The following is a 12,259-nucleotide window of genomic DNA, read 5'->3' as shown; positions in this document are numbered from 1 at the left end:
GGTCGGCGGGGCCCGTTGTCAGGACTACCGGTCAGTCTTCGTAGGCATCCAGCGGCGGGCAGGAGCACACCAGATTGCGGTCACCGAACGCACCGTCGATGCGTCGCACAGAAGGCCAGACCTTCGGACGAGCATGGCCGATACCGCGCGGGTACACCGCGGTCTCCCGGCTGTACGGGTGGTTCCACTCGGCTACCAGGCTGGCAGCGGTGTGCGGCGCACCGCGCAGCGGGTTGTCGGTCACCGGCCACACCCCGGCCGCCACCTGGTCGATCTCACCACGGATGGCGATCATGGCGGCGATGAACTCGTCGATCTCCTCGAGGTTCTCGCTCTCGGTGGGTTCCACCATCAGCGTGCCCGCGACCGGGAAGCTCATGGTCGGCGCGTGGAAACCGTAGTCGGCCAGTCGCTTGGCCACATCGTCGACGGTGACGCCGGTCTGCTTGGTGATCTCCCGCAGATCCAGGATGCACTCGTGGGCGACCATGCCGTTCTCGCCGGTGTAGAGCACCGGGAAGTGAGCGTCGAGGCTGCGGGCGATGTAGTTGGCCGACGCGATCGCGGTCAGCGTCGCCGCGCGCAGGCCCTCGGCGCCCATCATCCGGATGTAGGCCCAGGTGATCGGCAGGATCGACGCGGAACCGTAGTTCGCCGCCGACACCGCGTGCGAACCGGCTTCGAGCGGGTCACCGGGCAGGTACTGCGCCAGGTGCGCACCCACCGCGACCGGGCCGACGCCGGGTCCGCCGCCGCCGTGCGGGATGCAGAAGGTCTTGTGCAGGTTCAGGTGGCTCACGTCGCCGCCGAACCAGCCCGGACGGGCAAGGCCGACAAGGGCATTGAGGTTCGCGCCGTCGACGTACACCTGGCCGCCGGCATCGTGCACGAGCGCGCACAACTCGGCGACCTCGTGCTCGTAGACGCCGTGGGTGGACGGGTAGGTGATCATGATGCAGGCCAGCCGGTCGGCGTGGTCGGCGATCTTGGCACGCAGGTCGTCGAGGTCGACGTCACCGTTCGCACGGCACTTGACCACCTCGACGCGCATGCCGACCATGGCCGCCGAGGCGGCGTTGGTCCCGTGCGCGCTGGACGGGATGAGGCAGGTGTCGCGGTGGTCGTCACCGCGATCGAGGTGGTAGCGGCGGATCGCGAGCAGGCCCGCGTACTCGCCCTGACTACCCGCATTGGGCTGCAGGCTCACCGCGTCGTAGCCGGTGATCTCGGCCAGCCACCGCTCGAGGTCGGCGATCAGCGTGCGGATGCCGGGGGTGTCCTCGGTGGGCGCGAAGGGGTGCAGGCGGGCGAAACCGGGCCAGGTGATGGGCTCCATCTCCGCGGTCGCGTTGAGCTTCATCGTGCACGAACCGAGCGGAATCATGCTGCGGTCCAAGGCGATGTCCTTGTCCGAGAGCGCGCGCAGGTAGCGCAACATGGCGGTCTCGGTGTGGTGGCGGGTGAACGCCGGGTGGGTCAGGTAGTCCGAGGTGCGGGTCTCGATCGCGGCGGGCTCGGCGCCCGCGCCCGCGTCGGGAGTCAGTGCGGTGCCGAAGGATTCGACGACGGCCGCGACATGCGCGTCGGTGGTGGCCTCGTCGCAGGCGATGGCGACGTGGTCGGCGTCGACCAGGCGCAGGTTGATGCCCTTCGACTTCGCCTTGGCGACAACCGCTTCCGCGCCGCCGGGCACGTGGGCGAGCACGGTGTCGAAGAAGGCACTGTGCACCACGGCCCCACCGAGGCCGGTCGCGACGGCAGCGGCGTGCTGGTGCACGCGGCGCGCGATGGCGCGCAGGCCGTCGGCACCGTGGTAGCTCGCGTACATCGCGGCGACGATCGCCAGCAGCACCTGGGCGGTACAGATGTTCGAGGTGGCCTTCTCGCGGCGGATGTGCTGCTCACGGGTCTGCAGCGCCAGACGGTATGCGGGCGCGCCGTCGGCGTCGACGGACACGCCGACCAGGCGACCGGGCAACTGGCGGGCGAAGGCGGTGCGCACGGCGAGGTAACCGGCATGCGGGCCGCCGAAGCCCATCGGCACGCCGAAGCGCTGGGTGGTACCGAAGCACACGTCGGCACCTTGTTCACCCGGCGGGGTGCTCAACGTCATCGCGAGCAGATCGGCGCCGGCGGCGACCAGTGCGCCGCGCTCGTGGGCGGCGGTGAACAGCGAGGTCCAGTCGACGAGGTGACCCGAGGCGCCCGGGGTCTGCACGATCACGCCGAAGAACTCGCCCTCCGGCAGCTCCCCGGTCGACAGGTCGGCCTCGATGATCTCGATGCCGAGCGGCTCGGCCCTGGTGCCGATGATGGTCTTGGTCTGCGGGAACAGATCGGCGTCGATCAGCAGCCGGTTCGACTTGGACTTGCCCGCACGGCGCAGCAGCGTCATCGCCTCGGCCGCGGCGGTGGCCTCGTCGAGCATGGAGGCGTTGGCGACGTCCATACCGGTCAGATCCGACACCATGGTCTGAAAGTTGAGCAGCGCCTCGAGCCTGCCCTGGCTGATCTCGGGCTGGTACGGGGTGTAGGCGGTGTACCAGGCGGGGTTTTCGAGCAGATTGCGCACCAGCACCGGCGGGGTGAGGGTGTCGTAGTAGCCCAGACCGATCATCGAGGTGGCGACGGTGTTCGCCTGCGCCAGCGTGGCCAGTTCCTCGAGCACCTCGTGCTCGGAGGCGGGCGCGGGCAGCGCGCCGAGGCCGGACTCGTCGAGGATCGTGGCGGGCAACGCCGTGGTCGCGAGCGCGTCGAGGGACTCGACGCCGATGGTCGCGAGGATCCGGGCGAGTTCGCCGGAATCGGGTCCGATGTGGCGGTCGGCGAACGAACGGGTCACGGCAGCTCCAGGTCGGGCGGGTCGACCTCATGGTCGACGGGTACCAGCCCTCCCCCTCTGTCTGTGCGCCTGAGAGATTCGGAAACCCGGCCCCCGAAACGGGAAGACCGTGCCCCTTTCCCCGTGGGCGGGCAGCCGGATGCCACCGCTTTCCAGAGGCGTCGAATCACCGTGCGGTCCCTGTTGCCTGAGAGATTGACGGGGAGGTGCTGCTCCTTCGGCGCCCCGATTCTCACGAACCGAGGACTCTCCCGCACGGCGGCGACGCACCACCGATTCTAGATGCAGCGAACCCCCGGTCGCGCCACCAGGGGCCCGCCGGGGGTGTAGTGCTGATCACTGTCGCGCCTCTCCGCGCCTTCGGGCCGGACTCAGGTGCGGGGCTGGGCGGCAAACGCGGCCGAGTGGAGACGAGACGGCCGGTCGGCACGACTAACCGGTTTTCCGGTTCTCCCTCACCTTGCGTCGAAAAGAGAGCTCGTCTTCGGGGCGGTCGGTGATGGCGGTGGCTCGTTCTGCCGGGAAGTCCGCGATCGCGCCGGTCAGCTCACGCATGGCGCCACCGACGGCGATCCCGAAGACTCCCTGGCCGCCCTGCAGTAAATCGACGACTTCCTCGGGTGAGGTGCACTCGTACACCGAGGTGCCGTCGGAGAACAGGGTGATCCCGGCCAGATCGCCCACGCCACGACTGCGCAGGTGATCGACGGCGATCCGGATGTTCTGTAAAGAGATGCCCGCGTCCAGCAGCCGCTTCACGATCTTGAGGACAAGGATGTCCTTGAACGAGTACAGCCGCTGGCTGCCCGATCCCGCCGCACCACGGATCGACGGCACGACCAGCCCGGTCCGGGCCCAGTAGTCGAGCTGACGGTAGGTGATACCGGCGACCTGACACGCGCTCGGCACCCGGTAGCCGACCAGATCGTCCGGAACCGAGTCGTCCGGGAACAAGCCAGGCTGTACGACATCCTGCGTTTGTTCTTCCACTGATCGCTCCTTCTGCCGACGTTCTCGGGTCGGAGTCACGACGGATGTTGCCCGACTTTCGAGGTTACTCCTGCCATTGTCGGACCTGCGGTGTTGTCACACCAAGCACCAAACGCCGCGATTCCCTGGACCTCTACTTAAGGTTTAGAAGATCGTGATCAGCTGTCGGTCGCCTTGAAGTCGTCGGGTGAGACCGACTCCAGGAACTCCTTGAACTTCTCCACCTCGTCCTCGCGTTCGTCGGGCATCACCAAGCCCGCCTCGGCGAGCACCGGCTCTTCCGCGTAGATCGGGCACCCGACGCGCAAGGCGATCGCCACCGAGTCCGACGGTCGCGCCGAGACCCGTAGATCGCCGTCGAAGACCAGATCCGCGTAGAAGGTGCCCTCCTGCAGATCCACGATCCGCACTTCCTTGAGTGTGTGTCCCAGCTCGGTGATCAGAATCTTGATCAGATCGTGAGTGAGCGGACGGATCGGCGTGACCCCCTCCTGCTCGAGCACGATCGCGGTGGCCTCGGCCTGCCCGATCCAGATCGGCAGATACCGCTCCCCCGAAGCCTCCCGCAGCAGCAGCACGGGCTGGTTCTGTGGCTGCTCGACACGGATGCCGATGACACGCATCTCGCTCATGAGTAAGTCCTGCCTCCCATACTCGGCCGCCGGCCGGCACGACAGCTGCACAGCTCGCCGTATCAACGAGTCTAGGCGAATTCTGGGGCGTGCAAGAAAGACGTTCGCGCCGAAATCGGTGTGTAGCCGGGGCGATACCTGATCACCGGGCCGGGTGTGTCAGCCGCCGAGGGCTGTGCGCACCGCGGCTTTGACCAATGCGGCGTGCAGGTTCAGCGACAGCGCCGCGAGTTCGCGCACGGTCTCCTCGGCGCGAGCGCGCGCATCGGCATCGCGACTCTTCGCGATCGGCGCGGCGATCTGCGCGATCAGCGCTGCCTCGCGATCGGCGGCGAGTTTGAAGGCGCGCAGATGACGAGCCTCCAGGCCGAATTCGGCCATCGCCTTCGCCGCGTGTGCCAGCGTGACCGCATCGGACTCGAAGAATCCGCCCGCGCCGGGAACGATGAGTCCCGCGCGCAGCAGATCGTCGAGGAAACGGTCGTCGATGTCGGCCTTGGCGAGCAGGTCGGACCTGGTGAGCCGCACGCCGACGTCGACGCGCAATTCCTCGGGCGTGATCGCGCCCGTCACGATGCCGAGGCGGCGCGGCGCGGCCGGGCTCGTCGACTCGGTATCGGCCTCCGCGGAGCCGGACACACCGTGCCCGGCCTCCGCGGAGCCGTGGTGGGAGTGCGCGCGGGCGCGCGCTTCACGCACGCCCAACGTCGCCGCACCACTGTCGATCGCTTCCAACTGCTCCTTGATCACCTTCAACGGCAGGTACTGATCGCGTTGCGCGGTCAGCACGAAACGCAGCCGTTCGTAGTCGGCCACCGAGAACCGCCGGTATCCCGACGGTGTCCGTTCCGGCCGGATCAGGCCCTCGGATTCGAGGAACCGGATCTTGGAGATGGTGATATCAGGAAAATCTGGTCGCAGCAGGTCGAGTACGGAGCCGATCGACATCCCTCCGCGCGCCCACTGCGCCGCCCCTGTCACAGCACTGTGCCCGTTACGGGCACCAGTACCGTTGGGGTCATCGCGACCCCGCGCCCGACGCCGACTCGTTCGCCTGCGTGCGCGGACCGGTCAGGAAGACCAGCCGGAACTTGCCGATCTGGACCTCGTCGCCGTTCTGCAGCTCCGAGGAGTCCACCGGCTCCCGGTTGACGTAGGTGCCGTTGAGGCTGCCCACATCGACGACCTGGAACGAGTCGTCGTCCTGACGGAACTCGGCATGCCGACGGCTGACCGTGACGTCATCCAGAAAAATGTCACTGTCGGGATGGCGGCCGGCCGAAGTGGTCGGCTGATCCAGCAGGAAACGCGAGCCCGCGTTCGGGCCACGCTTGACCACCAGGAGGGCCGCACCGGCCGGCAGGCCCTCGACGCCCTGAACCGGCTGTTCGCCGGTCGGCTCTGCGGAGCGCGACGCGTCGACCTCGTTGAGGAAGTCCGCGCGGAAGACCGACGTCGTCTCGGCCGCGGTTTCCCCGTAACCCGGGTCCCTGTTCTCGCTCACCGTTTCTCTCCTCCTCGAACCTGATTATCCATGCAAGCAGGTGCTGTATTCGGCGACACGACCGGCGCGATCACATCGCCAGGAAAAGATCCCGGCGTCGATTCCCCGACGTATCCGCTTGGCTTTGACCGTACCCTGCCGGGGCGTGCCCGTGCAGGGAGAACTGTGAAGGCTGAGTCAGCCCCCGATAACTCCTTGGTAACCCGCTGCATCCAGCAGTTCACCGAGGGCGGAATCGAGGGTTGCCTCGTCGTCGAACGCGAGCTCGAACAGCCAACCCTCGTTGTAGGGATCTTCGTTGAGCGTCTCCGGCGTCTGGACCAGATCCTCGTTCACCGCAACGACTTTGCCGGTGAGCGGAGCGTAGATGTCGGACACGCTCTTGGTCGACTCGACCTCGGCGATGCTGTCGCCGACGGTCACGTCTTTGTCGACATCGGGCAGCTGGACGAACACGACGTCACCCAGCTGTGACTGGGCGTAATCGGTGATGCCGACACGGACCGCCGTGGGGCTGGTCCGCCGCACCCATTCGTGCTCTTCGGTGTAGCGCAGTTCCTCAGGGGTCTGGGTCACTGGACGTCCTTTCATCGTCGACGTTGCACGCAACAGTATCGACTAGCTCCCCCGGTGCGGCACAGGCGGTATCGATCGCGCGACCGCGACCGCGAGCCCCGCGTAGAGCAGCCCGGTCCAGACGTAGAGTGCCGTGCCCCAGATCAGCAGGGCCCAGCCGAAGGCCCACCCGAAACTCGCCCCCGCCCAGTCCATCTCCCCGGTCAATATCCACGGCAGCGCCGACATCAGCGCGAAAGTGGCCGCTTTGCCCAGGTAGATCACTTCCGGCGCGGGTAGTTCGCGCCGCTTGTACACCGAAAGGGTCGCGGTGAGTACCAGATCGCGTGCGATCAAGATCACTGCCAGCCACCACGGCAGCAGGCCGCGCACAACGAAGGCCACCAGGGTCGTCACCAGATAGAGCCGATCGACGAGCGGGTCGAGCAGCGCTCCCAGACGCGAGGACTGATCGAGCAATCGGGCGAGTTTGCCGTCGAGGAAATCGGTGAAGCCGCTGGCGATCAGCAAGGCGAAGGCCCAGCCGTCGGCGTGGCGGACCAGCAGCAGCCAGAGGAAGACGGGGATGCCGATCAACCGCACCACGCTCAGCGCGTTGGGCACGGTCAGGATGCGGTCGCTGAACACGCCACCGGTTTCGGTGTCGTGCGTGCCCGGCGTTCCTGATTCGGTTGCCACGCCCCTGCTTACCGCACCGACCCCGTCCGGCGCCATCCGGCCACGCCGAAACGCCGTCAACTCCGCTGTGTACCGAGCGCCACGCTGCCCGGCGCGCGGCAACCGGCTAACCTCGGCAATCGTGTCCGACAGTGGTATTGATCTGCGTTCCTACGTCTCCGCCGAGGACGCCCGCGAGCGTGGCCGGGCTGCCCGGCGGCGGGTGCCTGTCACCGAGCGTGACCGTGCCGCGGCGAGCCCCGATCGGCCGACGGTGCGCGAATTCATCGACATCAGCAACCGTGGCCGGATCGAACGTCTGATCCCGTTGCGGATCGGGCGGATGATCGCCTCGCCGTTCACCTTCTTCCGCGGCGCCGCGGGCCTGATGGCCGCCGACCTCGCCGCCGGACCGGACAGTGGTCTGGCCGCCCAGATCTGTGGTGACGCCCACGCCGCCAACTTCGGCCTCTACGGCACTCAACGTGGCGAGATCGTGATGGATATCAATGATTTCGACGAGACGGTCATGGGCCCGTGGGAGTGGGATCTGGAGCGTCTGGCGGCAAGCCTCGTGCTGGCGGGACGCGAGAGCGGCGTCGACGAGGACGATTGCCTGCGCGCGGCACGCGATGCCGCCCGTTCCTACCGTCATACCGTCGGCGAATTGGCCGACATGCCGTTCATGCAGTCCTGGACGGCGTTGCCCGACGAGTCGATCCTCACCAGCGCCAAAGCCGAAGACCTGCTCGACGACTTCAAGAAGGCCGCGAAGAAGGCGCGCAAGAACACCAGCGCCAAGGTGGTGGCGAAGTGGACCGAGCACCTCGACGACCACGAGACCGACATCCGCAAACACCGTTTCGTCAGCGATCCACCCGTGCTGACCGCGGTCGACACGCCGGTGTCGGAAGCCGTGATCGACGGCCTGCAACGCTACGCGAGCACCATCCGGGAATCCCGGCGCAACCTGCTGGCCAGGTTCGCGGTCTCCGATGTCGCATTCCGCATCGTCGGCACCGGCAGCGTCGGCCTGCACAGCTATGTGGCGCTGTTGCACGGCAACGACGGCGAGGCGGTGGTGTTGCAGGTCAAGCAGGCGCGCCCATCCGCCCTCGCGCCGTTCCTGCCGCCCACCGAGCCCCGGCACGAGGGTGAACGGATTGTGGTCGGCGCGCGGACCGTGCAGTCCGAGACCGACATCCTGCTCGGTTGGACGACCGTCGAACTCGACGAGTCGCTGCCCTTCATCGTGCGTCAGTTCCGCAATCTCAAGGGCAGCATCGACCCGGCGGAACTGTCCGCCGACGATCTCGACGACTACGGCCGCCTCGCCGGCGCCCTGCTGGCCCGCGCGCACGCTCGCTCTCTCGACCCGCGCGCGCTGGCGGGGTATCTGGAAACCGACGATGACGACGACGAGCGGTTCGAGGACTCGGTGGCCCGCTTCGCGGTGCGCTACGCCGACCGCACCGAGGCCGATCACGCCGACCTCGTCGCCGCCGTGGACGCGGGCACGGTCGCCGCCGAACAGGATTGATCGAGCTACGATGTACGCCAACGGTTCTCGGCACAACGAAGGGCGGTCTCCATGCTCGTGCGCGTGCAGAATGCGGCAGGCAGCGATGCCGAGGCGGCACTGATCGACTGGTTGCGCACGTGGAAGGACCCGGCGAGCCCGCACGGCGTCGCCACGATCAACTGCAGCCTGTTCCACCAGGATCGGCTGCATCAGTTCGACGCGGTGGTCTGGACTCCGACCAGTTGCGTGATCATCGAGGCGGAGACGTTCACCGCCCCGCAGGACGGCGTGCTCGAGATCCCGCTCAACGGTCCGTGGATGGTCTCCGGCGAACTCGCCCAGTTCGCGGGCGCGGAGAAATCGACGCCGCTGGAACGTTCGCGTGATCACACCTTCGCCCTGCAGGACTATCTCGCCGCGCGCGGGCTGGGCCAGCGCGCGGTGCACGGTCTCGGCCTGATCGTGCCGATGCCCGGCGCCCAGATCGACGTGCACCAGGGCTGGAGCGACCCGAGCTTCGATGTGATCGTCACCGACGACCCGCAACGGCTCGAGATGTATTTCGAGTTGCTGGCCGAGAAGGAACACAACCTCTGGACGGCCAACGACGTCGCCATCGCGTTCCGTGGCCTCGGTATCCTGCCGTTCCTGCCCGCGCCACAGGATCTGCTCAACGAGGGCTTCCTCGGCCCGATCGATGTGACGCTGTGGCACGGCGGGCCCACCCAGGCTGCCGCGGAGTCCTATGCCGAGCAACAGGCCGAGCTCGAACGCCAGGCGCAGTCCCGGGGCATGGTCGCGCCGTGGTACAGCCCGTGGAAGCTGTATCCGCGGGTCGGCGGCGATCTCGATTTCGGCCGGGCGTTCCTGCGGATCACCCTCGCTCTCGGCATGATCGTGGCCATCGTGTGGGTGCTGTGGTTCCTGGTCACGGCGGTGCTCACCTACGGTCCGGCCTGAGCGGCGCCGGACGGCGGCTATCGTCGCGTTCGTGATCGACCGTGTCGGTAGTACCTCCGCTGTGCGGGTGGCAGCGATCGGCGCCGGTGCCGCGCTGACCGCGTCGCTGCCGTTGACGTTCCCCGCGGACGGCGGCCCGACCGAGCTGGATTCGGTGGTGCCGGACAACACCGTCTCCGCCGGCCTCGCGCAGGTACTCGTCACGCCGAGTAACGCGCCGGTGGTCGTGGCGCTGCTCCTGGCTGCGTGTGCTTTTTTCGCGCTCCACCGGCAGTGGTGGCGGGCCGTGACCATGCTGGTGGTTCCCGAGGTCGCGTTGGTGGTCAACACCTGGTTGCTGAAACCACTGTGGGATCGGCAGCTGGACGACCATCTCGCCTACCCGAGCGGGCACACCGTCCACATGGTCGCTGTCGCAACAACTTTCGCGTGCCTGGTGGCCGACCTGCGGACACGGATCGCGGTCGCGACGCTCACCGTGCTCGCCCTGATCGCGATCACCCCCGCGATGGCCGAGCTGGGCTACCACCACCCCACCGATGTCCTCGGTGGGGCGGCGGCGGCCGCCTCGATGGCGATCGGCCTGTGCTGGATCTCCGATGCCCTACACGCCCGGCGCGCCGCCTAGCGACGATCGAAAACGCTGGCGTCGTGCAGCATTTCGGCGCGCAACATCGTCTCGGGCACACCCATCGCCTCCACCAGGGTCAGCGCGTCCGGACGCAGGCGGTCGACGAGTTCGTTCACCCCGCGCCGCACCGCCTTGGCCCGCTCCACCGACATGAACCGGTGCATGATGTACCAGGCCAGGTTCTCCTCCAGCGAGGCGTAAACGAAAAGGTCGCAGACGGTTTCGGCCAGCGCCTTGGCATCCGGGTCCTCGATGGTGGCGATGCCGTCGACGAATTCCTCGAGCACGAGCCGGTCGATGTGCGCGGCGCCGGCGGCCAGGATGTGGTCCTGGGCATTGTTGAACGCCTCGAACGGGCCGGTGTCGGCGGCGCGGGCGCGCAGCCGGTGCGCGGCGGTGCGCAGCAGGTAGTCCTCGCGGTCGGCGAACAGCTGTAGCTGGACGTCGCGTTTGGACAGGTCGCCTTCGTCGACGGACTCGTCGTTGCGGTCGCGCAGGGTCTGGATCAGCTGCCGCACGCCCGAGCGTTTGCGCACCACGTCACCGGCCATGGTGGCGGCGAAGCGCACCCAGCCGAGTGCGTCGAGGTCGCGGACCTCGTCGGAGTAGGCGGTGAGCAGCTCCTTCGCCACGAGCTGGGTCAAGACGACGTTGTCACCTTCGAAGGTGGTGAACACATCGGTATCGGCTTTCAGCGTCACCAGGCGGTTCTCGGTGAGATAGCCGGCGCCGCCGCAGGCTTCGCGGCATTCCTGAATCGCCCGTGTGGCATGGCGGGTCTGAGCCACCTTCAGACCGGCGGCACGCTTCTCCAGCGCCCGCTGTGAGCTCGGTTCGGTGTTTTCCCCGCGCTGGATCTCGTCCATCCGGCGCACGAGGTCGTTCTGGGCGAAGGCCAGCGCGAACGACTTCGCGACCAGCGGCAGCAGCCTGCGCTGATGGCTGCGGTAGTCCAGCAGCAGGGTCTCCTCACCGGTATCGGGGTCGGCGAACTGCCGGCGTGCCAACGCGTAGCGGACGGCGATACTCAGTGCCACCCGCGCGCCCGCCGCGGCCGCGCCACCCACACTGACCCGGCCACGCACCAGCGTGCCGAGGGTGGTGAAGAAACGGCGGCTCGGGTTCTCGATCTCCGAGCTGTAGGTACCGTCCGCGGACACATCGGCGTAGCGATTGAGCAGGTTCTCGCGGGGGATCCGCACCTGGTCGAAGACGATCCGGCCGTTGTCGACGCCGGGCAGGCCGCCCTTGATACCGTCGTCGTAGGTGGTCACGCCGGGCAGGTCCGCGCCGAGGTCGTCACGGATCGGCACCAGCAGGCAGTGCACCCCTTTGCTCTCGCCGCCGACGATCAGCTGAGCGAACACCGCGGCCATCCGCGCGTGCACCGCGGCACCACCGATGTAGTCCTTACGCGCCGACGGGGTCGGGGTGTTGACGACGAATTCCTGGGTGGCCGGGTCATAGGTGGCCGTGGTCTCCAGATCGGCGACATCGCTGCCATGGCCCGACTCGGTCATCGCGAAACAGCCGAGCAGATCGAGCGAGATCAGGCGCTTGATGAAGTCACGGTGACGTTCGGTGCCCAGGTTCTCCACCGCGCCACCGAACAGTCCCCACTGCACGCCGGATTTCACCCACAGCGACAGGTCGGTGTAGGCGAGCATCTCCAGCCCGACGACCGCGCCGCCGGGATCACCGGTGCCGCCGTTCTCGGGCCGGAACCCGCGCTCGGGGTAGCCCATGGTCGCGATGACCCGCATCTGGTCGAGCACGCGAGCTCTCGCCGCGTGGATGTCGAGTTCGGGATCGTCGGTGAATCCCGCACCGGCGAGCTGGGTGCGCGCCTGCTCCCTGACCGTGCGCCACGGTCCGTCCAGCGCTGCGCGGAGATGTTCTGCCGTCGTCGATGTGCCGGTAGCCATGGCTTCGACATTAGCCCGCA

General features: G+C 67.7%; 11 protein-coding genes and 1 riboswitch. Of the genes, 3 read left to right on the top strand and 8 right to left on the bottom strand.

The genetic code is table 11. The annotated features are described in order from the left end of the window. Nucleotides 1–31: 31 nt before the first annotated feature. The 7 genes from gcvP to ACWGCN_RS17705 form a co-directional block, all read right to left on the bottom strand. On the bottom strand, nt 32–2,842 hold the full coding sequence (gcvP, locus tag ACWGCN_RS17735; protein ID WP_452460447.1) for an aminomethyl-transferring glycine dehydrogenase: 2,811 nt from the start codon (nt 2,840–2,842) through the stop codon (nt 32–34). A gap of 164 nt (nt 2,843–3,006) precedes the next feature. Beyond that, a riboswitch (glycine riboswitch) is annotated at nt 3,007–3,106 on the bottom strand. 168 nt (nt 3,107–3,274) lie between these two features. After that, nucleotides 3,275–3,832, bottom strand: a complete 558-nt coding sequence (locus tag ACWGCN_RS17730; protein WP_131816826.1) for a MerR family transcriptional regulator — start codon at nt 3,830–3,832, stop codon at nt 3,275–3,277. A gap of 158 nt (nt 3,833–3,990) precedes the next feature. Continuing rightward, nucleotides 3,991–4,464, bottom strand: a complete 474-nt coding sequence (locus ACWGCN_RS17725) for a bifunctional nuclease family protein (RefSeq protein WP_067446263.1) — start codon at nt 4,462–4,464, stop codon at nt 3,991–3,993. 159 nt (nt 4,465–4,623) lie between these two features. Further along, nucleotides 4,624–5,412, bottom strand: a complete 789-nt coding sequence (gene ftsR, locus ACWGCN_RS17720; RefSeq protein ID WP_452529054.1) for a transcriptional regulator FtsR — start codon at nt 5,410–5,412, stop codon at nt 4,624–4,626. A 70-nt stretch (nt 5,413–5,482) separates the two neighbouring features. Next, complete coding sequence (odhI, locus tag ACWGCN_RS17715; protein WP_101462719.1) at nt 5,483–5,968, bottom strand: oxoglutarate dehydrogenase inhibitor Odhl; 486 nt, start codon at nt 5,966–5,968, stop codon at nt 5,483–5,485. A 177-nt stretch (nt 5,969–6,145) separates the two neighbouring features. Next, complete coding sequence (gcvH, locus tag ACWGCN_RS17710) at nt 6,146–6,559, bottom strand: glycine cleavage system protein GcvH (protein ID WP_452458149.1); 414 nt, start codon at nt 6,557–6,559, stop codon at nt 6,146–6,148. A gap of 27 nt (nt 6,560–6,586) precedes the next feature. Then, on the bottom strand, nt 6,587–7,222 hold the full coding sequence (locus tag ACWGCN_RS17705; protein ID WP_378631208.1) for a CDP-alcohol phosphatidyltransferase family protein: 636 nt from the start codon (nt 7,220–7,222) through the stop codon (nt 6,587–6,589). 121 nt (nt 7,223–7,343) lie between these two features. Here ACWGCN_RS17705 and ACWGCN_RS17700 point away from each other — a divergent pair, with 121 nt between their 5' ends. From ACWGCN_RS17700 to ACWGCN_RS17690, 3 genes are all read left to right on the top strand, one after another. Further along, nucleotides 7,344–8,741: a DUF2252 domain-containing protein gene (locus ACWGCN_RS17700; protein WP_449961321.1), complete on the top strand. Its 1,398-nt coding sequence runs from the start codon at nt 7,344–7,346 to the stop codon at nt 8,739–8,741. Nucleotides 8,742–8,804: 63 nt separating this feature from the next. Then, a complete protein-coding gene (locus ACWGCN_RS17695; RefSeq protein WP_378991908.1) occupies nt 8,805–9,683 on the top strand; it encodes a nuclease-related domain-containing protein in 879 nt (292 codons plus the stop codon). 31 nt (nt 9,684–9,714) lie between these two features. Next, nucleotides 9,715–10,311, top strand: a complete 597-nt coding sequence (locus ACWGCN_RS17690) for a phosphatase PAP2 family protein (protein WP_452458148.1) — start codon at nt 9,715–9,717, stop codon at nt 10,309–10,311. Here the strand turns inward: ACWGCN_RS17690 and ACWGCN_RS17685 are convergent. Continuing rightward, nucleotides 10,308–12,239 (bottom strand): acyl-CoA dehydrogenase family protein, encoded by a 1,932-nt coding sequence (locus ACWGCN_RS17685; protein WP_452458147.1) that lies wholly within the window; start codon nt 12,237–12,239, stop codon nt 10,308–10,310. The two genes, ACWGCN_RS17690 and ACWGCN_RS17685, sit on opposite strands and share 4 nt — an antisense overlap. Between the last annotated feature and the right edge of the window lie 20 nt (nt 12,240–12,259).

The sequence above is a fragment of the Nocardia sp. NPDC055050 genome (assembly GCF_053608345.1).
The sequence above is the reverse complement of the archived record's forward strand: the minus strand, read 5'-3'. Positions and strand labels throughout refer to the sequence as shown.

What these genes read in the sequence shown, in the direction of transcription:
- ACWGCN_RS17725 (WP_067446263.1), bottom strand. Translation starts at nt 4,464, where the DNA reads ATGAGCGAGATGCGTGTCATCGGCATCCGTGTCGAGCAGCCACAGAAC.
- ftsR (WP_452529054.1), bottom strand. Translation starts at nt 5,412, where the DNA reads ATGTCGATCGGCTCCGTACTCGACCTGCTGCGACCAGATTTTCCTGAT.
- gcvH (WP_452458149.1), bottom strand. Translation starts at nt 6,559, where the DNA reads ATGAAAGGACGTCCAGTGACCCAGACCCCTGAGGAACTGCGCTACACC.
- ACWGCN_RS17685 (WP_452458147.1), bottom strand. Translation starts at nt 12,239, where the DNA reads ATGGCTACCGGCACATCGACGACGGCAGAACATCTCCGCGCAGCGCTG.